Source organism: Kribbella ginsengisoli, assembly GCF_039537185.1.
Lineage (GTDB): Bacteria > Actinomycetota > Actinomycetes > Propionibacteriales > Kribbellaceae > Kribbella > Kribbella koreensis.
On sequence record NZ_BAABAA010000004.1, the window covers coordinates 454,572 to 479,240 of the forward strand.

The 24,669-nt window shown below is 68.1% G+C and carries 23 protein-coding genes; 8 read left to right on the forward strand and 15 right to left on the reverse strand.

The window, feature by feature from the left end:
* Nucleotides 1-30 precede the first annotated feature (30 nt).
* Nucleotides 31-507, forward strand: coding sequence for a hypothetical protein (locus tag ABD768_RS18500; RefSeq protein WP_344842077.1), 477 nt, complete (start codon nucleotides 31-33; stop codon nucleotides 505-507).
* Nucleotides 508-570: 63 nt separating this feature from the next.
* On the opposite strand, the gene ABD768_RS18505 is transcribed toward ABD768_RS18500, so the two are convergent.
* From ABD768_RS18505 to pafA, 3 genes are all read right to left on the reverse strand, one after another.
* Nucleotides 571-885 carry a hypothetical protein gene (locus ABD768_RS18505; protein WP_344842080.1) on the reverse strand — a complete coding sequence of 105 codons (315 nt, stop codon included), beginning with the start codon at nucleotides 883-885 and terminating at the stop codon, nucleotides 571-573.
* A 226-nt stretch (nucleotides 886-1,111) separates the two neighbouring features.
* On the reverse strand, nucleotides 1,112-2,095 hold the full coding sequence (locus ABD768_RS18510) for an FKBP-type peptidyl-prolyl cis-trans isomerase (RefSeq protein ID WP_343964151.1): 984 nt from the start codon (nucleotides 2,093-2,095) through the stop codon (nucleotides 1,112-1,114).
* Between the two features lie 273 nt (nucleotides 2,096-2,368).
* Nucleotides 2,369-3,730: a Pup--protein ligase gene (pafA, locus tag ABD768_RS18515; RefSeq protein ID WP_020386528.1), complete on the reverse strand. Its 1,362-nt coding sequence runs from the start codon at nucleotides 3,728-3,730 to the stop codon at nucleotides 2,369-2,371.
* A 142-nt stretch (nucleotides 3,731-3,872) separates the two neighbouring features.
* Between pafA and ABD768_RS18520 the strand changes: the two genes are divergently transcribed.
* Nucleotides 3,873-4,796, forward strand: coding sequence for a hypothetical protein (locus tag ABD768_RS18520; RefSeq protein ID WP_344842085.1), 924 nt, complete (start codon nucleotides 3,873-3,875; stop codon nucleotides 4,794-4,796).
* A gap of 113 nt (nucleotides 4,797-4,909) precedes the next feature.
* Here ABD768_RS18520 and ABD768_RS18525 read toward each other — a convergent pair whose 3' ends face one another.
* The 9 genes from ABD768_RS18525 to ald all read right to left on the reverse strand — a co-directional run bounded on the left by ABD768_RS18525 (nucleotide 4,910) and on the right by ald (nucleotide 14,571).
* Complete coding sequence (locus ABD768_RS18525) at nucleotides 4,910-5,680, reverse strand: pseudouridine synthase (protein WP_343964156.1); 771 nt, start codon at nucleotides 5,678-5,680, stop codon at nucleotides 4,910-4,912.
* Nucleotides 5,673-7,703, reverse strand: a complete 2,031-nt coding sequence (gene scpB, locus ABD768_RS18530) for an SMC-Scp complex subunit ScpB (protein WP_344842088.1) — start codon at nucleotides 7,701-7,703, stop codon at nucleotides 5,673-5,675. The genes ABD768_RS18525 and scpB overlap by 8 nt, the downstream gene beginning before the upstream one ends.
* Complete coding sequence (locus ABD768_RS18535; protein WP_344842091.1) at nucleotides 7,700-8,887, reverse strand: segregation and condensation protein A; 1,188 nt, start codon at nucleotides 8,885-8,887, stop codon at nucleotides 7,700-7,702. The genes scpB and ABD768_RS18535 overlap by 4 nt, the downstream gene beginning before the upstream one ends.
* Before the next feature lie 7 nt (nucleotides 8,888-8,894).
* Entirely contained in the window at nucleotides 8,895-9,284 is a 390-nt protein-coding gene (locus tag ABD768_RS18540) for a hypothetical protein (RefSeq protein WP_164599735.1), read from the reverse strand.
* Nucleotides 9,269-10,144, reverse strand: a complete 876-nt coding sequence (locus tag ABD768_RS18545) for a ParA family protein (RefSeq protein ID WP_328335319.1) — start codon at nucleotides 10,142-10,144, stop codon at nucleotides 9,269-9,271. The genes ABD768_RS18540 and ABD768_RS18545 overlap by 16 nt, the downstream gene beginning before the upstream one ends.
* Nucleotides 10,145-10,537: 393 nt before the next feature.
* Nucleotides 10,538-11,260, reverse strand: a complete 723-nt coding sequence (locus tag ABD768_RS18550; RefSeq protein ID WP_344842094.1) for an alpha/beta fold hydrolase — start codon at nucleotides 11,258-11,260, stop codon at nucleotides 10,538-10,540.
* Entirely contained in the window at nucleotides 11,232-12,509 is a 1,278-nt protein-coding gene (locus ABD768_RS18555) for a low temperature requirement protein A (protein WP_344842096.1), read from the reverse strand. The genes ABD768_RS18550 and ABD768_RS18555 overlap by 29 nt, the downstream gene beginning before the upstream one ends.
* An 8-nt stretch (nucleotides 12,510-12,517) precedes the next feature.
* The gene (gene xerD / locus ABD768_RS18560) at nucleotides 12,518-13,459 is read right to left on the reverse strand and encodes a site-specific tyrosine recombinase XerD (RefSeq protein ID WP_343964237.1); all 942 of its coding nucleotides are present in this window, start codon (nucleotides 13,457-13,459) and stop codon (nucleotides 12,518-12,520) included.
* The gene (gene ald / locus ABD768_RS18565) at nucleotides 13,456-14,571 is read right to left on the reverse strand and encodes an alanine dehydrogenase (RefSeq protein WP_343964167.1); all 1,116 of its coding nucleotides are present in this window, start codon (nucleotides 14,569-14,571) and stop codon (nucleotides 13,456-13,458) included. The genes xerD and ald overlap by 4 nt, the downstream gene beginning before the upstream one ends.
* A 392-nt stretch (nucleotides 14,572-14,963) precedes the next feature.
* Between ald and ABD768_RS18570 the strand changes: the two genes are divergently transcribed.
* Nucleotides 14,964-15,794 carry an LLM class F420-dependent oxidoreductase gene (locus tag ABD768_RS18570; RefSeq protein WP_344842100.1) on the forward strand — a complete coding sequence of 277 codons (831 nt, stop codon included), beginning with the start codon at nucleotides 14,964-14,966 and terminating at the stop codon, nucleotides 15,792-15,794.
* Here ABD768_RS18570 and ABD768_RS18575 read toward each other — a convergent pair.
* Nucleotides 15,791-16,219: a cupin domain-containing protein gene (locus ABD768_RS18575; RefSeq protein WP_344842103.1), complete on the reverse strand. Its 429-nt coding sequence runs from the start codon at nucleotides 16,217-16,219 to the stop codon at nucleotides 15,791-15,793. The genes ABD768_RS18570 and ABD768_RS18575 overlap by 4 nt on opposite strands.
* Before the next feature lie 22 nt (nucleotides 16,220-16,241).
* Between ABD768_RS18575 and ABD768_RS18580 the strand changes: the two genes are divergently transcribed.
* On the forward strand, nucleotides 16,242-16,844 hold the full coding sequence (locus ABD768_RS18580) for an HIT family protein (protein WP_343964172.1): 603 nt from the start codon (nucleotides 16,242-16,244) through the stop codon (nucleotides 16,842-16,844).
* Between the two features lie 3 nt (nucleotides 16,845-16,847).
* Here the strand turns inward: ABD768_RS18580 and ABD768_RS18585 are convergent, their stop codons facing one another.
* On the reverse strand, nucleotides 16,848-17,870 hold the full coding sequence (locus tag ABD768_RS18585; protein WP_344842106.1) for an alpha/beta fold hydrolase: 1,023 nt from the start codon (nucleotides 17,868-17,870) through the stop codon (nucleotides 16,848-16,850).
* 58 nt (nucleotides 17,871-17,928) lie between these two features.
* Here ABD768_RS18585 and ABD768_RS18590 point away from each other — a divergent pair, with 58 nt between their 5' ends.
* The 3 genes from ABD768_RS18590 (at nucleotide 17,929) to ABD768_RS18600 (ending at nucleotide 22,588) form a co-directional block, all read left to right on the forward strand.
* A complete protein-coding gene (locus tag ABD768_RS18590) occupies nucleotides 17,929-18,279 on the forward strand; it encodes a VOC family protein (protein ID WP_344842109.1) in 351 nt (116 codons plus the stop codon).
* Between the two features lie 135 nt (nucleotides 18,280-18,414).
* The gene (locus ABD768_RS18595) at nucleotides 18,415-21,813 is read left to right on the forward strand and encodes a GH92 family glycosyl hydrolase (RefSeq protein ID WP_344842112.1); all 3,399 of its coding nucleotides are present in this window, start codon (nucleotides 18,415-18,417) and stop codon (nucleotides 21,811-21,813) included.
* A 28-nt stretch (nucleotides 21,814-21,841) separates the two neighbouring features.
* On the forward strand, nucleotides 21,842-22,588 hold the full coding sequence (locus ABD768_RS18600; protein WP_343964180.1) for a peptidylprolyl isomerase: 747 nt from the start codon (nucleotides 21,842-21,844) through the stop codon (nucleotides 22,586-22,588).
* Between the two features lie 48 nt (nucleotides 22,589-22,636).
* Here the strand turns inward: ABD768_RS18600 and ABD768_RS18605 are convergent, their stop codons facing one another.
* Nucleotides 22,637-23,653 (reverse strand): saccharopine dehydrogenase family protein, encoded by a 1,017-nt coding sequence (locus tag ABD768_RS18605; protein WP_344842116.1) that lies wholly within the window; start codon nucleotides 23,651-23,653, stop codon nucleotides 22,637-22,639.
* Between the two features lie 71 nt (nucleotides 23,654-23,724).
* Between ABD768_RS18605 and ABD768_RS18610 the strand changes: the two genes are divergently transcribed.
* Nucleotides 23,725-24,669 (forward strand): helix-turn-helix domain-containing protein, encoded by a 945-nt coding sequence (locus tag ABD768_RS18610; RefSeq protein ID WP_344842119.1) that lies wholly within the window; start codon nucleotides 23,725-23,727, stop codon nucleotides 24,667-24,669.

Here is a 24,669-nt window from a genome sequence, read left to right on the forward strand (position 1 = left end):
ACCCCGGGCCATGGCCGCCAGAGTGGAAGCATGGCAACCACGCAGCGCGACCTCACGATTCACGACACCGTCCGGATGGAACCGCCGGTCCCGGTGCGGGCCGCGACGGCCGCGTGGTTCCTGGCGGTCGGCGCAGGTGTCGCCGAGTCGGTCCTGGGCGTGATCGGCGCGCTCGACGGCTCGATGGCGTGGCCGGCGCTGGTCGCCCAGATCGCGTTCCGCGCCATCGTCTACGGCGGGGTGTTCGTCGTGATCGACAGGTACTTCCGGCTCGGCCGCAACTGGTCCCGCCATCTCCTGGCGGTCCTGCTCGGCGTGATCGGCATGGCGACCCTGATCGTCGGCCCGATCCACTGGCTGGTCAGCAACGGCGACTTCGACGCGATCGACGTCAGCGCGGACTTCGTCGCCTTCGCGATGATCCGCAGCATCCACGTGATGGCGGTCATCACCGGAGTCGTCCTGATGTACCAGCCGGACGCGAACCGCTGGTTCAAACGCTCCTGACGCAAAAGGATGGGGGTGGGGTGGTGGTACCGAAGTACCGCCGCCCCACCCCCATCACTGCTACTACAGGTACCACACGTCCGCGCTGACGAAGACCGGGTACTCGGAAGTGCAGAACTTGCGGGATGTCTTGTTCTTGGCGGCCACAGGGCCCAGCCAGCTGTCCTCGTCGTTGTTGAACGCGCCCTTCTTACAGGTCAGCAGAACCTGGTGGGATCGGTCCGTACAAAGAGATTCGCCACCCGGGTACGGCGATCCGGCGATCCGGCGGGCCGTACAACCGGTCACCGTGGCGTTCGCCGGCGCGGCGACCCCGACCGTCAGCACACCGATCGAGAGGGCACCGACCATGCCCAGGACTGACAGTTTGTTGCGCATATGCGTACTCCGATTCAGCGAGCGGACTGCATCCGGATTCTTTCTGCGGTGGCAGGCGAATCCGCGATGGTTGACGCTAGCTAGCAACTTCTGGCCGGGACAATGATTCTGCACGTTGCTGCAACTCTTCGCAGTCGGGCGGTCACCGTCGCGATTTCCTCGACCTGCGACGAAACAAGGCCGCCGCCCGGTGGGCGACGGCCTTGCCTTGGGTGTTGAGGTGGAGCTACTGCTGCTTCGGCGCCGGGAAGGCGTTGAGGATGTCGAGGATGGCGATCGCCGGAGGGCTGGTGACCTTGCCCTTCTCGTCCTTGCCGGCAGGGAGCTCGACCAGGACGCGGCTGCCGACCGGCATACCAGCGAGGCCGTCCAGTGCGCCGGCCTGGCCGTTCGGGCCGGGGCCGACCTGGAGCTTGTCGGTCGGGAGGCCGGGCTGGGCCGGTCCGGTCTGCGAGGCCGGCTGCGGGTCCCAGGTGCTCGCCTGCTTCTTGCCGGCGTAGTCGTAGACGACGTAGCGGCCGATCAGCTGGCTGCCCTTCTCGATCGGCTTGCCCTTGCCGGTGGCGATGACGACCGGCTTGCCGGGCTTGGCCGGAGCCTTCGTGCCCTTCGGGACGACCAGCGTCGGCGCCGCGTTGAGCTCGCCGGTGACCTTGAACGGCGTCGCCGGAGCGGCGACCGGGTCGGCGTCGAGCTTGGTGTCGTTGCCGGCCACGCCGACCAGGTCGACGACGAAGATCAGCGTGTCGTCACCCTTGATCCCGGCCTGCTCGTTGCCGGTCTCCTTGTAGCCCTTGTCGGACGGGATCGACATCAGCACCCGGCTGCCGATCTTCTTGCCGACCAGTGCCTCGTCCCAGCCGGCGATCACGCCGCCGATCCCGATCGGGAACGACGAGGGCGCGCCCCGGTCGTAGGAGTTGTCGAAGACCTTGCCGTCGCGCCAGATCTGGCCGAGGTAGTTCGCGGTGAGCAGCTCACCCTTCTTGACCTCGGGGCCGTCGCCCTCCTTGAGGACCTCGGTCTGCAGGGTCTTGTCCGGATCCCCGTCCTTGTGGGTGACGGTCGGCTTCTTGCCGAACTCCTCGGTCGCCTTGATCCCGATCTTGCCGAAGTCGCCTCCGGACCCGGCCTTGGAATCATCGGAACCGCAGGCGGCCAGGGATGTCCCCAGCGCCAGCACCGCGACCAGACTCAACAACTTGCGCACGAACGAGCACCTCGAAATCTCACGGCACGGCCCTGCCGTCGGCGGGCCCGCCTGGATATACGGCCAGATGAACTCGCCCACCCTAGCCTGCGCGGACAAGCCGCAGACCAGGCACCTCAGTCACCGTTCGGTCACGTCACGCAGCGTCGCGAACTGCTGTCCAGCAGACTCCCAGCGGCCTCACAGGTTGCCCGAGTACGCCGTACAGCCAGCTCACATGCTCGCGATGAGCTTCTCGACGCGCTCGTCGTGCCCCCACCACAGCCTCTTCTTTTACATACTCGCAATGAGTTTTTCCACGCGCTCGTCGTGGGACTTGAACGGGTCCTTGCACAGCACGGTCCGTTGGGCCTGGTCGTTGAGCTTCAGGTGCACCCAGTCGACGGTGAAGTCACGGCGGCGCTCCTGCGCCCGCTTGATGAACTCACCGCGCAACCGCGCGCGGGTCGTCTGCGGCGGCACCGACTTGGCCTCGAAGACCCGCAGGTCGTCGACCACCCGGGTGACGGCGCCCTTGCGCTCGAGCAGGTAGTACAGGCCCCGGGGCCGGTGGATGTCGTGGTAAGCCAGGTCGAGCTGGGCGACCCGCGGGCTGGCCAGGCCGAGGTTGTTCTGCTGGCGGTACCGCTCGATCAGCCGGTACTTGATCACCCAGTCGATCTCGCGCTCGATCCCGGACAGGTCGCCGGACTCGATCGCCTTGAGGCAGCGCTCCCACAGGTTCAGCGCCCGCTCGACGGCCGGGGTGCCCAGCTCGCGGCGGTCGACGAAGTCGCGGGCCTTGGTCAGGTACTCGCCCTGGATGTCGAGGGCGCTCGCCTCGCGGCCGTTGGCCAGCCGGACCTCGCGCCGCCCGGTCATGTCGTGGCTGATCTCGCGGATCGCCCGGATCGGGTTGTCCAGGGTGAGGTCGCGCATCACGATGCCGGCCTCGATCATCCGCAGCACCAGGTCGGTGCTGGCCACCTTGAGCAGCATCGTGGTCTCGGACATGTTCGAGTCGCCGACGATCACGTGCAGCCGGCGGAACCGCTCGGCGTCCGCGTGCGGTTCGTCGCGGGTGTTGATGATCGGGCGGGACCGCGTCGTCGCGCTGGAGACGCCCTCCCAGATGTGCTCGGCGCGCTGGCTCACGGAGTACACCGCGCCGCGCGGCGTCTGCAGCACCTTGCCGGCGCCGCAGATCAGCTGCCTGGTGACCAGGAACGGGATCAGCACATCGGCGAGCTTGGCGAAGTCACCGTGCCGGCTGACCAGGTAGTTCTCGTGGCAGCCGTAGCTGTTGCCGGCCGAGTCGGTGTTGTTCTTGAACAGGTAGACGTCGCCGAAGATGCCCTCGTCGTGCAGCCGCTTCTGCGCGTCGACGAGCAGCCCTTCGAGGATCCGCTCCCCTGCCTTGTCGTGCGCGATCAGGTCGGTGACCGAGTCGCACTCGCCGGTCGCGTACTCCGGGTGGGAGCCCACGTCGAGGTAGAGCCGCGCCCCGTTGCGGAGGAAGACGTTGCTGCTCCGCCCCCAGGACACGACGCGCCGAAACAAGTACCGGGCCACCTCATCGGGGGTCAGTCGGCGCTGACCGCGAAAAGTGCAGGTGACTCCGTACTCGTTCTCCAGGCCGAAGATTCGCCGGTTCACAGTCCCCACCCTACGACCCCGTTCCGACAATCGGGTCGCGTCTCAGGCGCGCCGTCACCGCTTCGTTGCCCCGCAACCTTCCACGCCACAGGCGCATCAAGCCTCTTGAGACCTGAACTCACCAACGAACCTGGGGGCATCGATGTGGATTCGCAGGACTTTGCAGGGCGTTGCCGCACTGGCAGGCCTGACCATGCTGGGCGCCGCGCTGGTACCGGCCACCGCTCATGCGCAATCCGCAGCAACCGTCTGCGGGCTGGGGCTCAGCACGGTGACGGCAGGGGGTGACCACAAGGAGTTCTCGGTCAAGGCCACCAAGCCGCCGACGGCTGGGGCGCCCATCGTTGGCCCAGCCGGTCTGTACCCGGATGGCAAGGCCAGGCTGGCCAGTTCGGTCGGGTACGAGCCCGTAGTACCGGCTGGGCTGCAGGTGGGAGGCCATCTGGTGCTCGGTAGCGACATGTACTACTCGAGCTATTGGACCGACGGTGCAGGCGACGTCGTGCCTGGCACGGTCAACCTGACCAAGGTGGGCGGTGGCTGGGGCGTCGACTACGTGTACTTCGAGCAGTCGCACTACACCGAGGGGTTCAACTACTCCCGCTCCGCCTACTACGCCCTGCGCGACAGCGGCCAGCTCATCCGCTGGACCGGCGGCTGGCACAACCGCCAGACCACGACCACGCTGCCGGCCGGGATCAAGACTATGACGCTGATCAGCCAGACCCGGACGTACGACAGCTTCCTGACCACGACGGCGGCCGGTGGGCTCTACACGGTCCGAGTGCCCACCACCTCGCCGCTGAAGCCGGTTGTGAAGCTCGTCCGGGGTAGTACCTGGCAGGGGTTCGAGACGCTGGTGTCGGAGAAGTGTGGGTCGCAGGGGACGCTGCTGCTCGGCATCGACAAGGACACCAAGACCGGCTACCTGTACGCCGTCGGCCATGCGAAGGGGACGGCCACTGTCATCCAGGGGCTGGGCAAGGTCACCGGCACCTTCTCCGACGCCTTCTACTCCCGCCAGTTCCTCGACACCCCGGAAGCGGGCAACTTGAACGGCGAGTGAGGCCGGACCGCCGCCACACACCAAGGCGCTAGCTGGTGGCGGAACAGAGGCGCCCTACGCCCGGTGCTCGGGAGTAGGGCGCCTTTGGTGTTTGGTGGCGGTTCGGGGTGTCGTCAGAGGTCGACTAGGTCGAGGAGTTGGCCCAGTTCCTTGGCATCGAGTTCGCGGAGTTCGCCGGTGTGGAGGTTGCCGCGGCGGACCGGGCCGATCGCGGTGCGGGTGAGGCGCTTGACCGGGTGGCCGATGGCGTCGAACATCCGGCGGACGATGCGGTTGCGGCCCTCGTGCAAGGTCATCTGGATCAGCGTGCGGCCCTTGACGCTGGTCATCTCGCGGACGGTGTCGGCCTGGGCGAAGCCGTCGTCCAGCGTGAGGCCGTCGGTGAGCCGGCGTAGTACCTGCGGCTTGACGTTGCCCTCCACCTCGGCGACGTAGGTCTTGGAGACCTCGTACGACGGGTGCGCGAGCCGGTGCGCGAACTCACCGTGGTTGGTGAGCAGCAGCAGGCCTTCGGTGTCGGTGTCGAGCCGGCCGATGTGGAACAACCGCTCAGGGCGGTCGTGCACGTAGTCGGCGACGCACGGACGGCCTTGCGGGTCGGACATCGTGGTGACGACGCCGCGCGGCTTGTTGAGGACCAGGTAGACGTGTGCGGTGATCGGCGGAATCCGTACGCCGTCCACGCGGATCACCGAGACGGCCGGGTCGACCCGGGTACCGAACTCGGTCACCACCTGGCCGTCCACCTCGACCCTGCGTTGCTCGATCAGGATCTCCGAACCACGCCGGCTGGCGATCCCCGCCTGCGCCAGCGCCTTCTGCAACCGGATCCCCGACTCCCCACTCTCGGAGACGCCGTCACCCTGATCCTGCTCGTCAGTCATTCAACCCACTCTTACTAGCACCACTACCACCCGAACCGGGCCCACCCACAGTCTCGTCCCCCGCGCCAACCGCAGCAGACCCAGCCCCCTCAACAGCGGATTCGTCAGCCGCATCCACCTCGTCAGCAGCCCCGATTCCGCCGGCCAGTCCAGCCCCGTCCCGGTCCTCGTCAAGGTCGCTCTGCTCATCGGCCCCAACGCCGTCCGGCGCACCTTCACCGCCCGACTCGTCCGCTACGTCCCCGCCCGACTGGTCTCCGCCCGTCGCCCCGACCTCATCAACCAGCTCACCGCCGCTTGCGGCATCCTCAGCGAAGGTTCGCTCAGCGTCACCTTCGTCGATCGCCCCAGCCGCGCCGCCTCCGTCGACCTCGTCAGCAAGCTCATCGCCGGCCATCTCCGCTCCATCAGCAGCGCCAGCCGACTCATCGTCCAGCTCCACCTCACCAGCCCCGGCTTCACCAATCAACTCCGCCTCGTCGCCCCGTCCGGCTTGCTCGACCAGCTCAGCATCGTCGTCCGCCTCGGAATCGCCTGCAACGTCCTCGGCGGCGAGGCCCTCGGCATCGCCCCCGTCGACCTCGTCACCAGCAGCCCCCGCTCCGTCGACAGCGTCAGCGTCGTCAGCGAACCCGTCAGGCTCGACCTCACCAACGCCGGCTTCACCAAGCGGTTCCGCCTTCACGACCGACTCGTCGTCGAGCGACTCGTCCCGCTCGGTGTCGGCTTCGTCGGCCGGGCCGCTTTGGTCGGCTGGCTCGGCATCGTCGCCAAGCTCGACGTCGCTTGCGGCGTCCTCGGCGGATGCGCGGTCGGCGTCAGCTTCGTCGGTTGGCTCGGACTCTGCTGGGGCGGCGGTCGGCTCGTCGTCGGAGTCGTCCTCTGCGTCGTTCTCGATGGGGAGCTGGGCGGGTGGGGCCAGGTCGTTTTCGAGGGGGGTGTTGTCGTCTTCGGGGGTGTCCTCGGAGGTGGTGGGGTCGGCGGTGGCTGCTGATTGGGCGGCCAACTCCTCCTCCATGTCGTCCATCTCAGGGAGGTACGGGGCCAGTTCGGGGAGGTCGTCGAGGGACTGCATGCCCATGCGTTCGAGGAAGTACGAGGTGGTGCGGTAGAGGGTGGACTGCGACTCGGTGTCGGGGCCGGCTTCCTCGAGGAGGCCGCGGCTGATCAGGGTGCGCATGACGCCGTCGACGTTGACGCCGCGGATGGCGGAGACTCGTGCGCGGCTGACCGGTTGCTTGTACGCGACCACCGCCAGCGTCTCGAGCGCCGCCTGGGTGAGGCGCGCCTGCTGACCCTCCAGCACGTACCCCTCGACGTACTGCGCGGTGTCCTCCCGGGTGTAGTACCGCCACCCGCCACCGACCTCACGCAGGTCGAACCCGCGCCCCTGCTCGGTGTACTCCTCCGACAGCCCGACCAGCGCCGCCGACACGTCGGCAACCGTACGTCCCACCGTCTTCGCCATCGCCAGCACCGGCAACGGCTCGTCCGACACCATCAGAATCGCTTCCAGCGCCCGCCGCATGGTGACGTCATCGATGGCATCCTCACCCACCACCACGTCATCCAGCACCTCATCCAGCAACGCCCCAACATCCCCCTCAACAGGCACGCCGTCGGCGGCAGCCTCCTCGGCCGGCCCACCCTCAGCAGACGCAGAGTCGGCCGGCCCACCCTCAGCGGACACGGAGCCGGCCAGCGCACCCTCAGCGGACGCAGGGTCGGCCGGTGCATCCTCGGCGGACGCAGGGTCGGCCGGTGCATCCTCGGCGGACGCAGGGTCGGCCGGTGCATCCTCGGCGGACGCGGGGTCGGCCGGTGCATCCTCGGCGGACGTGGGGTCGGCTGGTGCTTCGTCGGTGGGCTCGTCGGCGGACGGGGTGTCCGTGGGCGGTTCGGCTGGGGTGGGATCTTCTTCGGGGTGGGTGTCGGTTTCGGTGGTGGTGACGGAGTCCAGGGCGTCGGCTGTGGCGGCGTCGGCGGGGGCCTGGAGGTCGGTCGGGGTCTGGTTGTCGGTCACTGGTCCACCGTCTCGTGCTGCTCGGGCCCGGAACCGGGCTCGGTGTCTGGCTCAGGTACAGGCTGATGCTGGTCCACGGGCTCCGGGCGGGCGTCGTCACCGGACCCGGACTCACCGGACCCGGACTCACCGGACCCGGACTCACCGGACCCGGACTCACCGGACCCGGACTCACCGGACCCGGGCTCGTCGGAGTCGGGCTCGTCGGGCTCGGTGAGTACTTCGCCGGGCTCTAGGAAGTCGGTTTCGTCGGGGACGATCGGGGCTTCGCCGTCTTCGTCGACCGGCGCTGGTACCTCGTCGAACTCGTCGCCGACAGCGATGTCGCCCTCGTCCGTACCGGTCCACACGATCGTCAACTCCCCCAGCGGCGTCTCCTGATCGAAGGTGACCGCCGCCTCGCGGAACAACTCCAGCAGCGCCAGGAACCGGCATACCGTCGTCACCGTGTCCGGCGAGTCCGCCACCATCATCCGGAACGTCATACTGCGCTGCCGCCGCAACCAGTCAATGATCACCACAGCCTGCTCGCGCACCGTGACGGCCGGCGCGTGCAAGTGCGCCAGCGACACACCCTCCGGTACTACGGCCGCCTTCGGCGCCAACGCCCGCGCAGCCAGCGCCGCCAACCCGGCCGGGTCAACCCCCAACAACACCTCAGGCAGCAGATCGGCGAACCGAGCCTCCATCCCCACCGCCCGGGGGAAGCGCTTGGCCTCCTCAGCCATCCGCAACTGCATCAACGCCGCGATCTGCTTGAACGCCCGGTACTGCAACAGCCGCGCGAACAGCAGATCCCGCGCCTCCAGCAGCGCCAGATCCTCCGCGTCCTCGACATCGCCCTGCGGCAGCAACCGGGCCGCCTTCAGATCCAGCAATGTCGCCGCGATCAGCAGGAACTCCGATGCCTGGTCCAGATCCCACTCCGAGCCCAGCGCCTTGATGTGCGCGATGAACTCGTCCGTGATCACCGACAACGCGATCTCGGTGATGTCGAGCTTGTGCTTGCTGATCAGCTGCAGCAGCAGGTCGAACGGACCCTCGAAGTTGACCAGGTGAACATTGAAGCCCGTGCCGGACTCCACCACCGGCGACTCCGGATCAGGCACCCCCGGCAGGTCGATCGGTGGCTCCGGGGACTCCACGGCAGGCGTGGAGGCCTCGGGAGCCACGGCGTCGCTCATCGCCGGCTCACTCCGGAGCCGCGGCCCGAAGCCGCTGCACCAGCACGGAGTCCGGTCCGTGATCGACGAAATCGGCCAGCAGCACGTCGATCGCCTCCCGGACGATCCGGCCGCGATCGGCGGTCAAGCCGTGCTCGGCCCGCAACGCGAGCCGAGTCTGTTCAAGTCCGAGCAGCTCTTCTTCCGTCACGTACACGGTGATCTTCGTGTCGTGCCGGATCCGTCCACTGGACTTGCGGTCCTCGACCACGGCCGTGCGGCCGCGTCCGTTCGGACCGGGGCGGTCGTCGGCCAGCGACGATCCGTCAGTGGTGGTGCGCTTCTCGGGTCTGGTCTGCTTGGGTGCCGCGCCCCCGAAGAGCTCACTGGCACCTGGCAGGCTTACCCGGCGGGACAACGCGCGAGCACCTCCTTGGCAAGGTCGCGGTACTGGGTAGCCGCAGATGAGGACGGCGCGTACGTCGTGATCGGTTCGCCGACGACCGTGGTCTCGGGGAACTTGACGGTACGCCGGATGACGGTGTGGAAGACCCGCTCGTCGAAGGCCTGGACGACCCGGTCGAGCACCTCCCGGGCGTGCGTGGTGCGGCCGTCGAACATGGTGCCGAGGATGCCGACGATCTCCAGCTTCGGGTTCAGCCGGTCCTGCACCTTGCCGATCGTGTCGGTCAGCATCGCCAGTCCACGGAGCGCGAAGAACTCGCACTCCAGCGGCACGACGATGCCGTTCGACGCGGTCAGCGCGTTCACGGTGAGCAGACCCAGCGACGGCGCGCAGTCGATCAGGATCACGTCGTACAGCGGGATGATCGGCTCCAGCACCCGCGACAGCGTGTACTCCCGGGCGACCTCCTGGACCAGCTGCACCTCGGCCGCGGACAGGTCGATGTTGGCCGGCAGCAGGTCGAGGTTCGGCACCTTGGTGGCCTGGATCACCTCGTCCGGGGTGATGTCGCGCTGCATCAGCAGGTTGTAGACCGAGATCTCCAGGTCGTGCGGCTGCACGCCGAGGCCGATCGAGGCCGAGCCCTGCGGGTCGAAGTCGATCAGCAGCACCTTGCGCCCGGTCTCGGCGATCGCGGCGCCCAGGTTGATGGTCGTCGTGGTCTTGCCGACGCCACCCTTCTGGTTGCACATCGCGATCACCTGCGCGGGGCCGCGCCGGGTCGGCGGCAGGACGTCCGGCAGGTCGGGCAGCGGACGTCCGGTCGGCCCGATCTTGCCCCTCGCGCCGTTCGCGTCATTCACAGGGTGCATGTCCTCCGCGGTGAGCTTGGCCGTCGGCCGGGGCATCTCCGCATAGTTGCTGGGTGGTGTGACAGTGCGGTGCGGCACCGGGGCGGGTGTCTGTGCAGGTGTCACGGGGGGCGTGGCGGGCGCCGGGTCAGGAGTCGACGACATCGGTTCCGTCGACGACGACAGGTGCTGGGTGCCCGGGAATGTCGACTCGTTCATGACTCGTCAAACCTTTCAACCGATACGGGCGATCCCAGCGACTGTAAGCGTGCATTCAAGCACTCTCAACCAGCCACTCCGCAGCGGGGTCGGCCGACCTTCCAGGCAGAGTCGATCACTCCGCCAGAGTGACCGACCGTGACGGAATGATCGCACACCGCTCCTGCTTCTCGCGCATCGGGGTCCCGGCGAGTTTCAGTGCTCACCGAGCCAGTCGAGCACGACGGTGGTGAGCAGCCGGGGCGCGGCGAGATGAACGTCATGCCCGACGTTCTCCAGCTCGAGCAGGCGGCTCCGCGGGATCGCGTCTGCCAGCTCACGGACGGCTGCGGGCGGACAGTACGGGTCGCTCGAGCCGATAACCAGCAGTACCGCGCAGGTGATCGCACCAGCCCGGGACAAGCTGATGTCGCCACCGACAGCTGCAATGGCCTGCAGTGCGCCACCCCAGCCAGCTGCCATCGCCCGGGCCCGGTCGGGACCGTAGGCCTCAGCCAGGTACGCCGCCAGGGGCAGCAACTGCTCAGTCGGCTCGTCCAGCAGCCGCATCAGCGGGCCGAACCCGTCGACCGGCTTCACGACCTGGCCCGCGGCTCCCCAGGCCACTACCGACAGTGCCCGGTCAGGGGCGAGCGCAGCCATCAGCAGCGCCGTCTCCCCGCCGTCGCTGAAGCCGACCAGGTGTGCGGCGCCGACGCCGAGTTGGTCGAGTAGTGCCAGGTACGCCCGAGCGTCCTGGGAGTAGAAGTCGGCGGTGTACGTCCGGGGCTCCGAGCGGCCGCAACCGGGCAGGTCGGCAGCGATGACCCGGAATCCGTCCGCTAGCGCCTGCCGGAGCGGGTTGAGGTCGGTGATACTGCCGCCCCAGCCGGGGAGCAGCAGGACGACATCACCTCGGCCGTGGTCTTCGTAGTACACGGGTGAGTCTCTCTCGGCTGTTGTAGGTGGAGAACCAACCCAGGATGAGCCAGGCCAGGACTGCGAGGCCCCAGCCCGTCAGGGGATGGCCGAAGACTGCGATGGCGGCTGTGGCGAGCAGGCTGGGTGCTAGCCAGCCCAGGTACCAGGAGAGGGGCGCCTTGCCTGCGAGGCCGGCGAAGAGGCTGGTGAGGAAGTAGAGCGCCAGGCCGCCGAAGAGGTACCAGCGGTCCTTGTCGTGGACATGGTGGGCCGCATCCGGGATCAGTGCGCCGAAGCCGGTCGCGATGGCCACGATCGAGGCAGTGACGCCTAGGTGAGCCGGGAGGGATTGCCACGGCTCGAGTGGCGCAGTGGTCCGGGGTGCAGGGGTGAAGCCGTAGAGGGTGGTCAACTGCCAGAGCATGACCAGCACCAGGAAGGCAGCGAGGGAGGCAGCGATCACCGCATAGGTCCAGGCCTCCTCGGTGTTGGAGGCCACCACCTGGGCCAGCGCCTCGCCGAGCACGATGATGACGAACAGCCCGAGCCGCTCGTCCAGGTGTCCGCGCTCCACCTGCGCTACGGAGATGTACGTCGTCGGCACGGTCGGCAACTGATCCGGGGTGACGCCGCGCTCGATCATCCGGGCCAGTCTGCGTTGCTGCTGCCGGTCCTGCTGCTCCTGCCGCTGGCGGGCGCGCTCCGTCATCTCCTCGACCGCATGCGGGTTGCTGGCGCCGAGCATCGAGAAGGCGATGTCCACTGCAATCGCGAACCCCCACAGCCAGTACGCGACCGAATGCGACACGAAGATCGAGACCACCCAGGGTGTGGCCATCAGGCTCTGGGTAGCCGGCCAGAACGCGACCACCTGCCCGTCCCGAGCTGCAGACCTAGACGCGATCACCCGGCAGAGGATGAAGGCGACGACGAAGACAGCAGTCCGCCCCTTCAGCTCCTCATGCTCACCAGGAACCAGCTCCGGCCACACCCCCGGCACAGTCGCCGCCATGACGGCGATACCGAGCATGGTCCGCAATACCGCGCGCCGCCGAGTCCGCTCCCCCGCCACGTTCGCGTAGATGCTGGTGGTAGTCCAGACGCTCCAGATCGCGTAGTACATCGCAGCACAAGCAGCCACCTGCCCAACACTGTCCGCCCCATGCAACCGATGCGAAATCTGCGCAGCAGCCGCCACCACCGTCAGATCGAAGAACAACTCCAACCAACTGGCATGCCGCTCGTCCGCCGTCTTCTGCTCTGCCACGCGCCTAGTTAAGAGGAAGACAGGGCTCTCGGGTGGGAGGTTGCGTAGACCTCGCGGAGTTTGTCGACGGTGACCAGGGTGTAGACCTGGGTGGTGGTGACGGATGCGTGGCCGAGGAGTTCCTGGACGACTCGTACGTCGGCGCCGCCGTCCAGTAGGTGGGTGGCGAAGGAGTGGCGCAAGGTGTGTGGCGAGATGTCCTTGGCGATGCCGGCTCGCTCTGCCGCGCGGCGTAGTACGGTCCAGGCGCTTTGGCGGGACAGGCGACCGCCGCGGGCGTTGAGGAAGAGGGCATGCGACCCACGACCCCGCTGCACGAGGTCAGGCCGGCCACGGACCTGGTACGCCGAAATCGCATCGCGCGCATAACGCCCGACCGGTACGACCCGCTCCTTGCTGCCCTTGCCTCGCAGCAGCACCGTGCCGGTCTCGAGGTCGACCTCATCCACATCCAGCCCGACAGCCTCCGAGATGCGTGCACCCGTCCCGTACAGGAACTCCAGCAGCGCAGCGTCCCGCGTAGCCAGTACTGCAGGCTCCGCCTCCGCCCCTGCCGCGGCAGCGAGGATGCGGGTGACCTCATCGACGGACAGTGCCTTGGGCAACCGTTGCGGAGGAGCAGGTGGCTTCACTGCGGCCGCAGGGTCGACAGCGGTCAGCCCCTCGCGCAGCAGGAACTTGTGGAAGCCACGGACGGCCACGACCGTCCGCCCAGCACTTGACGCGGTCAGTGGCGGGTTGTCGGCGTCCCCCTCGCGCAGGCGCATCAGGAACTCGCTGATGACCGCCTCGGAGATCCGGCCGAGACTGTCGATCTCCACGCCCGCCAGGTAGGCGTCGTACCGGCGCAGGTCGCGGCGGTACGACGCCAGGGTGTTGGCGGCCAGCCCGCGCTCGACCGTCAGGTGGTCGAGGTACGAGCTGACCGCACGGGTGATCTCCCGGCTCAGACGAGCACCTCGTCGAGCTTCAGCTGCGGCAGGTCGTGCGCGTCGGCGACCGGGCCGTAGGTGACGTGGCCGTCGTGCGTGTTGAGGCCGAGCGCGAGGCTGTGGTCGGCCTTGAGGGCCTCCCGCCAACCCAGGTTCGCCAGGTCCACGGCGTACGGCAGCGTCACGTTGGTGAGCGCGTACGTCGAGGTGTTCGGCACCGCGCCCGGCATGTTCGCCACGCAGTAGAACAGCGAGTTGTGGACTTTGTAGACCGGGTCCGCGTGCGTGGTCGGGTGCGAGTCCTCGAAGCAGCCGCCCTGGTCGATCGCGATGTCGACGAGCACGCTGCCCGGCTTCATCCGCGAGACCAGCTCGTTGCTGATCAGCTTCGGCGCCTTCGCGCCGGTGACCAGCACGGCCCCGATCACCAGGTCGGCCTGGAGGACAGCCTTCTCGATCTCGAACGCGTTCGACGCGACCGTGCGCAGGTGGCCCTGGTAGGTCGTGTCAGCGTCCCGCAGCCGCTGGATGTTGCGGTCGAACAGCTGCACCTCGGCCTGCATGCCGAGCGCGATCGCCGCCGCGTTCATGCCCGCGACACCGGCGCCGATGATGACGACCCGGGCCGCGTGCACGCCGGAGACACCACCCATCAGGACGCCACGGCCGCCGCCGTTGGCCATCAGGTGGTACGAGCCGGCCTGCGGCGCCAGACGGCCCGCTACCTCGCTCATCGGGGCCAGCAGCGGCAGTGAACCGTCGGGGAGCTGGACCGTCTCGTAGGCGATCGCGGTGGTCCCGGACTCGATCAGCGCGGTCGTGGTCTCGCGGCTGGCGGCCAGGTGCAGGTAGGTGAACAGCACCTGGTCCCTACGCATCCGGTGGTACTCCTCCGCCACCGGCTCCTTGACCTTCAGCACCAGCTCGGCCTCGGCCCAGACGTCATCGGCAGTGGGGACGATCCGGGCGCCCGCCGCGACGAATTCCTCATCGGGGAGCAGCGAACCGGTACCGGCCCCCTGCTCGATCAGAACCTCGTGCCCGAAGCGCGCGAACTCGTGCACGCCGGCCGGGGTGATCGCCACCCGGTACTCGTGGTTCTTGACTTCCTTCGGTACTCCGACCTTCACAACTTGCCCTTCTTCCGTATCCAGGTGACGACTCGGCCGGTTGCGTCCGAGTCGCCGGCGGCCCACCTCGCTGTGGTCCGCGGCCCGGGCGTTTCGAGGGGTTGGGAACGCCAGGTCGCTGCCGAGTGTAAGCCCGCCGGGTTCATACCACTCGACCGGTTGGTCTTAGTGATGAACGACGCGCGGTGGCCGCGCGTGGCAGTCCGGTTAAATCTTTACCGCGCTCTTTCGAAGCTCTGCTTTTCTTAACCCGTTCAGCTACTTCCCGGTACCCGATCGGGAAACCCGTAGGCTTGGACCTGCCATCGTTGCCAGGTGAGGAGAACCAGGCTGGGGACGACGGCCCGCCCGAGTCGCCTGTGTTTGAGACGTACTGACGAGAGGAGCACGACGTGGCGGTCGATCTGGGACGATTCGGGGTCTGGCACCAAGCGCACAAGTGGGGACCTGAGCTCGCTGCCGGGGTCGAGCAGGCGGGCTACGGCACGCTCTGGCTCGGTGGCTCCCCGACGGAGGACCTGCGGGACGCCGAGGTGCTACTCGCCTCCACCACCAATGCGGTGGTCGGCACCAGCATCGTGAACATGTGGAAGGCGGACCCGGCCGTGCTGGCGGAGTCCTACCACCGGCTCGAGAGCGAGCACCCCGGACGGTTCGTGCTGGGCATCGGGATCGGGCACCGAGAGCACACGGGCGAGTACAAGACGCCCTACGAGACCATCGTCGACTACCTGGACGCGCTGGACGACGGCAAGGTCCCGGTGGACCGGCGAGTGCTTGCCGCGCTCGGCCCGCGAGTGCTGAAGGTCTCCGCTGAGCGGACCGCCGGTGCAGTCCCGTACCTGACCACCCCCGAGCACACCCGGCAGGCCCGGGAGACGCTCGGCGGCGGTGTACTGCTCGCGCCCGAGCAGAAGGTGGTGCTGGAGACCGACGACGACCTCGCCCGGGCGGTTGCTCGCGACTACCTGGCGACCTACCTCAAGCTGAGCAACTACACGAGCAATCTCAAGCGACTCGGCTTCAGCGACCACGACCTGGCCGACGGCGGCAGCGACGACCTGGTCGACGCACTGGTGCTGCACGGGACCGCAGTGGAGATCGCTGAGGGCCTCAAGGCACACCTGGATGCCGGTGCCGACCAGGTCGTCATCCAGCAACTCGGCAAGGAAGGCCCCGACCTGCTGCCGGGCTACGAGGCGCTGGCGACCGTACTGATCTAACGCAGGGTGAAGTCGGCGAAGTCGAAGCCGGGCGAGACGATGCAGGAGACCAGTACGGGCTGATCTCCTGCCGGCCGCGCAGCTTGCCAAGCACCCGCCGGTACTACGGCCTGCGGGTGCTGGCCGGCCTTCACATCCGGCCCGAGCGTGATCGGGTCCGGCTCGCCCGGATCCTCACCGGTGCCGCCGAGCTCCAGCGTCAGCGGCCCACCGCTGTGCCAGAGCCAGATCTCGGCCGACCGCACCCGGTGCCAGCGCGACTCCTCCCCCGGCGCCAGCAGGAAGTAGATGGCGGTGGCGCTGGCCCGCTCCCCGTCGTACCCGTCGGGCTGGAAGGACACCTCTGACCGCCACGTCTCCCGGAACCACCCACCCTCCGGATGCCGCTCCAACCCCAGGACCTCAGCCAGCTCAGGAATTGACATGCTCCGACCGTAGCCTTCGGGCATGAACGAGTACCCAAGCGACTATCACCGCCGGCTCCCGTACGGCGAACGCATGGCTGCCGATCCCCTGCTGGGCGGCCCGTTCTTCCCGTTCGAGGGCGATCTCCAAGTAGTTCCACTCGCCGACCCGGTACTCCCCGAGCCACCACGCGCCGGCGAGCCCGGCGGCACCCCCTGCCCGACCTGCGTGGACCCGGAGAAGGATGCGATCTGGGCTGACCACCAGTGGGTGCTGAAGGCCTTCCAGCCCACCGGACTGCCGATGGTTGCCTTGATGGTGCCCCGCGAGCACTTCCGGCTGGACAACCTGCCTGACGAGCTGACCGCGACACTAGGCCCGATGATCCAGCGGACGGCCGGCGCCATCCGCCAGATCCCCGGCGTAGGCCGCACCCACTTCAACCGCTGGGGCGACGGCAGCGAACACTTCCACGTCTGGTTCCTGGCCAGGCCGCTCGGCATGATGCAACTCCGCGGCGCCATGATCGCCGCCTGGGACGACCTGCTCCCATCCATCCCGGCCGACGAGTTCCAGGCCAACGCCCGCACAGTGGCGGCCGCCCTCGCCGAGCGGTCAGGTGCTCCGCTCGGCAAGGGCGTCTAGCGCCTAGAGGTGCCGCTGGGCCCATTGCGCGAGCAGCGGGTAGAGGGCTGGTGCTGTGCGATGGAGGTTGAGGACGTGGCCTGTGTTGGGCACGACCAGTGCTTGGAGGTCGGCGTTCGGCGCGTAGTACGGGCGCTCGCCGGCCAGCAGGGTGGCTGAGCTGGAGCAGTCGGAGCCACCAGCGCCCGTGTCGCAGATCAGGCGGTCATGGCGGCCGACGACGACCAGTACGGGGACTTTGATCTTGCGGTTGAGTAGGACCGAGCCGAACTCCGGGTCGGTCGGAAAGACGTCGGGCTCGGGGTTGGCCTCGTCGCGAGCCACCACCTGGTCGGCCGCGGCCGGGCCGTAGTAGAACCAGCTCCGGCGCACGCCAGGGCGCAATGCTCCGTACCCGTCGTCCAGCCGGCGCCCCGCCAGCAACGGGTGCTGCGTAGCCGGGATGTAGTCGGCGCCGAGCTGCTCGAAGGCCGACCAGTTGGGTGTACTCGATTCGCCGGTCAGGATCAGACCGTCCACGTCGGCCGGATGGTGGACCGCGATCATCCGGGCGACCGTGGATCCGAGCGAGTTGCCGACCAGGACGATCCGCTGGTGGCGGAACGCCCGTAGTACCTGGTGAATCGTGAAGGTTTGGCTGTCCGGCGCGAAGGCCGTGCTCGGCGGCGCGGAGCTCTTCCCCGTCCCGATCCGGTCGAGTGCGAGGGTCGCGTACCCCGCCCGATTCATCGCCTCTACGTACGACGGTCCGCGCGGGTCACCCCGCCAACTCCAGTAGGTCCGGTCATACCCGCCGCCCGGGAGCAGCACCTGCAGCACGCCACGATCCCGCCCCCGCGGCCGGCACAGAGTCCCCGCGATCTTCGCGGTCAACGGCTCCCCCGCACTCATCGCCACCGGCACCTCGACCGACCTGCACCGCGCCCCGGACGCTACCGCTGTCCCAGGCACCATCCCCAGCACCAGCCCTGCCGCAGCACCCACCGCAAACCACTTCTTCCCCAGCATCCGGCCCCTCTCGACCATCGATTCCGAACATTCTCGTGCACCATACGGGAATGCCGGTCCGCCTTACAGTCGGGGAATGATCAACGGAGCGCACGTCATCATCTACAGCCAGGACGCCGAGGCCGACCGGGCCTTCCTGCGCGACGCCCTCGACTATCCGCATGTCGACGCCGGGCACGGCTGGCTGATCTTCAAACTGCCGCCGGCCGAGGTCGCCGTCCATCCGGCAGAAGGCAGCGGCTCGCACGAACTGTTCCTGATGTGCGACGACCTCGCCGAGACGATCGCCGACCTGGAGTCCCGCGGGGTGGAGTTCCCCGACCCGCCGGAGGAAGCGCGCTGGGGCATCCTCACCACGATCCGCCTCCCCGGCGGCGGCGATCTCGGCCTGTACCAGCCGCACCACGAACCCGCCTACGACCTCTGATCGGGAGGTAGCGCTCCGGGGTCGGACTGTCGCGGATAGTGGGCCGATCCCTTGACGGTGGTCGGCCGCTCGGGTATTTCTTGCTGACAACGATGTCACGCCGCCCGTGAATCGACGTCGAAGGTGGGGAACCCCTTGAAGAAATCCGCCCTGCGCCGCCGCGCGTCCGTAGTACTGGCTGGGTCTTTGATCGCAGCCGTCTCGCTGACAACCTCAGCACTCGCCGGGCCTAGTCCGGCGCCACCAAGCCCTGGTCCAGGCAAGAAGGCTCAGCCGACCACGGCCACCCCTGACACCGCTCCACCCGGCCTGCGCGCTCCCAACGTCATCGGGTCGTCGCGGATCACCGCAAGCTCGCTGGACCCGACGGACCATGTCGACCCGCTCATAGGCACCACCAACGCGGGCAATGTCTTCCCCGGCGCGGTCACTCCGCAGGGGATGTTCTCCTTCAGCCCGGAGACGACCAGGGGCAACGCGTACCGCACCGCAGCGCCTGGTGGTTACCTGTACTCCGCCATGAAGATCCGCGGCTTCAGCCTGACCCACATGTCGGGCACTGGGTGCGCCGGCGGCTCCGGCGACATCCCGATCTTCCCGTACGCCGGTGAGGTCACCACCTCTCCCCAATCGGACGCGACGGACGCCACCTACGCCAGCACGTTCTCCCACGCCAATGAGGTGGCCAAGCCCGGCTACTACAAAGTGGGACTCGACTCGGGCATCACTACCGAATTGGCAGCGACACCGCGCACCGGCTCGGCCAAGTTCACCTTCCCGGCCGACAAGGCCTCGTCGCTGCTCTTCCGGACCTCCAACTCCGAGGTGGGCAGCAGCGACGCCCGGATCTCGATCGACCCGGCCACCCGGACCATCACCGGCTCGGTGACTGCCGGCAACTTCTGCGGCTACCTGGCGTCGGTCGGACGGCACAGCTACTACACACTGCACTTCGTCGCCCAGTTCGACCAGCCCTTCGCCAAGACGGGTACCTGGAAGGACACCACCGTCAGCCCGGGCAGCACGAGCGCCCAGGGCGGTACGACGTACGGGCCGAACGGCTGGATGCCCGCCAACAAGGGCTCCGGCGGGTACGTCGGCTTCGACGCCAAGACGGTCAACATGCGCATCGGTATCTCCTACGTGAGCAAGGAGAACGCGCAGGCCAACCTGACGGCGGAGAACCCGACCGGCACGGCCCTGGAGGCCACAGCGGCTCAGGCGAAGCAAGCCTGGCGCGACCAGCTCAACAAGATCCAGGTCGACGGCGGAACGCCCGCAGCGCGCACCACCTTCTACACCGCGCTGTACCACGCACTGCTGCACCCGAACCTCTTCAGCGACGTCAACGGCGAGTACTGGGGCTTCGACCAGCAGAAGCACCGGGTCAAGGGCGTGCAGCAAGCGCAGTACGCGACCTTCTCCGGCTGGGATGTCTACCGGTCGCAGGTCCAGCTGCTGACTCTGATCGAGCCGCGCAAGGCCGGGGACATCGCCCAGTCGCTGCTCAACCAGGCCAACCAGAACGGCGGCATCTGGGACCGCTGGACGCACGCCTCCGGCAGTACTGCGGTAATGACCGGTGACCCGGCCGCCCCTGCAGTGGCAGGCATCTACGCGTTCGGTGGTACCAACTTCGACGCCCGCGACGCGCTGAAGTCGCTGGTGAAGGCTGCGACCGTACCGACCGCCAAGGACCTCAGCTCCGCAGGCAAGCCGGTCATGTCGATCGGCCAGCGCCCGTCGCTCGACAAGTACCTGGCGCTGCACTACATCCCCACCAAGTCGAACGCGTGGGGCGGAGCGGTCGAGACGCTCGAGGACACCACTGCGGACTTCGCGATCGCACAGCTGGCGTTGAAGACCAATGACAGCAAGACGTACGACCAGTTCCTCAAGCGGTCGCAGTACTGGCAGAACGTGTTCAACCCGGACAACGGCGGCTACATCCAGAACCGCGACGAGAACGGCGCCTGGCCGGGCTTCGAGCCGGCGACCGGTGACGGGTTCGCCGAGGGCAGCAGCGCGCAGTACACCTGGATGATCCCGCACAACCGCGCCGGGCTGTTCGACGCGATGGGTGGGCAGGCGAAGGCCAGCCAGCGGCTCGACGCGTTCTTCAAGGATCCGAACGGCAACTGGGCGCTGACCCACTCGGGTGACCTGCACGCCGAGATGGACAACGAGCCGTCGATCAACACGCCCTGGATCTACAACTACACAGGCCAGCCGTACAAGACGCAGGAGACGCTGCGGCAGGCGATGACGCAGCTGTGGAACACCACCACCGGAGGCATCCCCGGCAACGACGACCTCGGCGCCATGTCGTCCTGGTACGTGTGGACCGCACTAGGCCTCTACCCCGACGTACCGAGTCGCGCGGACCTGCAGGTGGGCGCACCGACGTTCACCCACGCGATCATCCACCGCGACCACGGCAAGTCGATCGAGATCACCGCACCCGAGGCGCCGGCGCAGTACGTCCAGAGCCTGAGCGTCAACGGCGAGAACTCGAGCAAGGCGTGGCTGGACGAGGACTTCGTCAAGCACGGCGGCACACTCGACTTCCACCTCGGTACTACGCCCAACACTGTCTGGGGTAGCGCCGCCAAGGACGCACCCCGCTCGTGGCGTACCGGTGAGATCCCTTACCAGACCTCTACCGACACCAGCCGGCTAGTGGTCGCTCCCGGGTCCACTAGCGGCCCAGTGGCCATCACTGCTCACCGGCTGAACGGCAACGCGAGCAGCGTCAAGTACACCGTGACAACGCCGGCCGGACTCACCGCGTCACCTGCAAGTGGCACATTCACCGTGGACCCAGTCAGTGGCGTTGGCAGTGCACCAGTGACCATCTCAGCGGCCGCAGGCACTCCGGACGGCCGCTACTCGGTCACTGTGGCCCTTCAAGCAGCAGACGGCACCGCCCTGCCCCGGCTGGGCTTCACGGTCGTTGTCGGCGAGCCGAACTCCTTCTCCGTACTCCGGGAAGGTGTAGCGGCCTCTGACGACGCAGGCGACCACAACGAGGCCGACTACGACGGTGGTGGCGTCAGCTACTCCCGCCAGGCACTCGCCGCGGCCGGACTCGTCCCGGGCGCCACGGTCACCAAGGAGGGCCTGACGTTCACCTGGCCCGCAGTACCGGCTGGTGATCCCGACAACGTGCCGGCGGACGGGCAGCTGCTCAATCTGAGTGTCCCGGCGGGTGCTACCAAGCTGTCCTTCGTCGGCAGCGCGGTGAACGGCAACCAGCAGACGACCGCCACGCTCACGTACTCCGACGGCAGCACGGCACCGATCGACCTGTCGTTCAGCGACTGGACCCTCGGTGGGGGCGGCGACACGATCCACTACGGCAACCTGATCGTCGCGACCACGCCGTACCGCAACGAAGCAGGCGGCGGCAAGGACAACGTCACCACCCACATCTTCGCCACCGCGCCGTTCACCTTCCCGGCAGGCAAGACACCGGTTAGCGTGACGCTGCCGAAGAACCGCGACCTGCGGATCTTCACGCTGGCCACCGGCTGATCCCGAACGCCCTGAAGGAGAACGATCGATGAGAGCCACCAGAGTCATCGCCGGCGCGGCGCTGACCATCGTGGGCCTGCTGGCCCCGACCACCACCGCGCTGGCCCAGCCCGCGGCCTCTGCTGCACCTACAGCGGTCACCACGTCGACCACCGGCCCGTGCGGCTACACGGCAACTCCGGACGACCCGTCGCCCCGGCCGGTGTCGTTGCCGCCGGACCCCCAGCACACGCCGGACAAGGGCATCGTCAAGGTGCTGCTGGCCACCAACCAGGGCCCGATGCTGCTGTCATTGGACCGGGCCAAGGCGCCCTGTACGGTGCAGAGCTTCCTACACCTGGCCAAGAGCCGCTTCTACGACTTCACCACCTGCCACCGGCTCACCCTCTACGACACCCTCAAGGTGCTCCAGTGCGGCGACCCGACCGGCACCGGTGAACGCGGCCCCGGCTACTCGTACAAGGACGAGCTCCCGACCGACCTGCCGCCGTGGCCCGGCGACACCACGGGCACCCGCAAGGTCTACGCCCGCGGCACCCTGGCGATGGCCAACGCCGGCCCGGACACCAACGGAAGCCAGTTCTTCCTGGTCTTCGCCGACTCCCGCCTCCGCCCCAACTACACCGTCTTCGGCTCGGTGGACCGCCTCGGTCTCAAGGCCCTCGACCGGGTAGCCGCCGCCGGCGTCAAGCCCACCCCGGAAGACCCGGCACCGGTAGACGGCACCCCCAACCGCAAAACCGACATCCTCCGGGCTCTCCGGTTGAGTTTCTGAACAACAGCTACTGACGCGGCCGCCGGGACTCCCCTCGGCGGCCGCGTTCTAGTTGACGGTCAGCGTGGGTGCGAGCGCCCGGAGGAAGTCCTCGGCATCAAAGATCGCGCCGGCTGAAGCGACGCCGGTGGTCCGAGTGCGGCCGGTCAGGATGCGGTCGACCGCTTCTACGGCCAGTGGGGCTGTGATGGCGTAGATGTCTTGGCCGTGGGCGGTCAGGCGGCGCTCTGCGTTGCCTGCGCGGACTCGGACGTCCACTACGAAGGTCTGGTCCGAGCGGCCCTCGGTGTCGATCGCTACCGGCTCAGGCGTGTCCTCGTTGAACAGGTCCTTCGCAGCCTCGACGGACATGTAGGTACGAACCAGCGGGATCGCCAGGTGACTCGGGACGGTCACTACGTCGGCCATGGTGAACTCGGCGATCACCTGGCGCAGACCCAGCGGCTCCGGGAAGTTCCACGCCTCCTGCACCGCCTCGTCATCGTGGTGCTGCAGCCGACCATCGCTGAATCGCAGACGGCGGCCTCCGCGACGATCGTGGGACACGGCACCAGCGTTGCGAGTGCCTGGGGTGGGGTGCCAGCTGGTCAGGCCGTAGGCGATGTGGGCCTCGTCGGCGCTGGTCCAGTCGCCCATGGCTGCTGAGACGAGCAGGTCGCCCAGGCCTCCGTAGAAGGCCATCGCCGGTACTACGGGAACGCCGGCTGCCTTTGCTGCTTCTGAGTAGTCGGCGAACATGTCCGTGTTCGCCTCGATCTCTGCCGCGACGTCGACGTACGGGATGCCCGCACGCAAAGCGGCCTCGACCACTGGCCCTGCTGTCACGGCGAAGGGGCCGGCGGCGTTGATGACTGCGGCGGCGCCGTCGAGCGCGCGGTCCAGCGACTCCGGGTCGTCCGCCGTCGCCGGGCGGACGGCCAGGCCGTCGTACTCCTTGGCCAGTACTTCGAGCCGCCCGGCATCACGTCCGGACAGGATCGGGACGAAGCCGCGCTGAACCAGCTCCGCGACGATGAAGCGGCCGGTGTGACCGGTCGCGCCGTAGACCACCACTGTGTTCTGCATGCCTCCACTCTGGCCGGGGTCGGACCCAATCAGTGAGAGTCCGAAACGACATCATGCGTACACTTTCGGACATGCACACGATCGCGATCGCGACGGCCGGGCACCTGCTGCATTTCGAGCTGGCAGTGGCCTACGAGATCTTCCGGACGCCACCGGAGGAGCTGACGCGCGAGGATTGGTACGACGTACAGCTCTGCGGCCCAGGCCTCGTCGACATCGGGCCATTCAGCCTCGCCCCGGAGTACGGGCTGGAGCAGCTCGCGACCGCCGACACAGTGCTCGTACCGGCTTGCGCTGACGTCGATGTACCGCCCCCGGCCGACCTGGTCGACGCCATCCGCGCAGCCCACGACGCAGGCGCCCGCATCGCGTCCCTCTGCACCGGGGCCTTCGCACTCGGCGCCGCCGGCCTACTGGACGGCCGCCGGGCCACCACCCACTGGGCGCACACAGCAGAGCTCACTACTCGCCACCCCGAGGCCACTGTCGACCCTGACGTCCTCTACACCGACAACGGCAGCGTCCTCACCGCAGCAGGCAAGGCAGCCGCGGTCGACCTCTGCATCCACCTGATCCACCTGGACCACGGCGCCATCATCGCCAACACGGTCGCCCGCCGCCTGGTCATGCCACCCCATCGCCCCGGCGGCCAGGCCCAGTTCGTAGCCACCCCCATGCAGCCCTCCGGCGATCACCACCTGGCCGGCGTGATCGCCTGGGCGCAGCAACGCCTCGATCAGCCGCTGACGGTCACCGACCTGGCCAAGCAAGCCAGCATGAGCACCCGCAACCTGGGTCGCCAGTTCCACGCGGTCACCGGCCAAACCCCACTCCAGTGGCTCCTGACTCAACGCGTACGCCGTGCTCAGGAGCTCCTGGAGTCCACCACCGACAGCATCGACTCAGTGGCCACGGCTACCGGGATGGGCACGGCCACAACGCTTCGCCGCCAGTTCAAGCGGGTAGTAGGCGTCCCACCGGACACCTACCGCCGCACCTTCCGCACCCCGGCCTGA

Coding starts and splice junctions, on each gene's coding strand:
- ABD768_RS18500 (WP_344842077.1), top strand. CDS start 31: ATGGCAACCACGCAGCGCGACCTCACGATTCACGACACCGTCCGGATG.
- ABD768_RS18505 (WP_344842080.1), bottom strand. CDS start 885: ATGCGCAACAAACTGTCAGTCCTGGGCATGGTCGGTGCCCTCTCGATC.
- ABD768_RS18520 (WP_344842085.1), top strand. CDS start 3,873: ATGTGGATTCGCAGGACTTTGCAGGGCGTTGCCGCACTGGCAGGCCTG.
- ABD768_RS18525 (WP_343964156.1), bottom strand. CDS start 5,680: ATGACTGACGAGCAGGATCAGGGTGACGGCGTCTCCGAGAGTGGGGAG.
- ABD768_RS18535 (WP_344842091.1), bottom strand. CDS start 8,887: ATGAGCGACGCCGTGGCTCCCGAGGCCTCCACGCCTGCCGTGGAGTCC.
- ABD768_RS18545 (WP_328335319.1), bottom strand. CDS start 10,144: ATGCACCCTGTGAATGACGCGAACGGCGCGAGGGGCAAGATCGGGCCG.
- ABD768_RS18575 (WP_344842103.1), bottom strand. CDS start 16,219: ATGTCAATTCCTGAGCTGGCTGAGGTCCTGGGGTTGGAGCGGCATCCG.
- ABD768_RS18580 (WP_343964172.1), top strand. CDS start 16,242: ATGAACGAGTACCCAAGCGACTATCACCGCCGGCTCCCGTACGGCGAA.
- ABD768_RS18585 (WP_344842106.1), bottom strand. CDS start 17,870: ATGGTCGAGAGGGGCCGGATGCTGGGGAAGAAGTGGTTTGCGGTGGGT.
- ABD768_RS18590 (WP_344842109.1), top strand. CDS start 17,929: ATGATCAACGGAGCGCACGTCATCATCTACAGCCAGGACGCCGAGGCC.
- ABD768_RS18600 (WP_343964180.1), top strand. CDS start 21,842: ATGAGAGCCACCAGAGTCATCGCCGGCGCGGCGCTGACCATCGTGGGC.
- ABD768_RS18605 (WP_344842116.1), bottom strand. CDS start 23,653: ATGCAGAACACAGTGGTGGTCTACGGCGCGACCGGTCACACCGGCCGC.
- ABD768_RS18610 (WP_344842119.1), top strand. CDS start 23,725: ATGCACACGATCGCGATCGCGACGGCCGGGCACCTGCTGCATTTCGAG.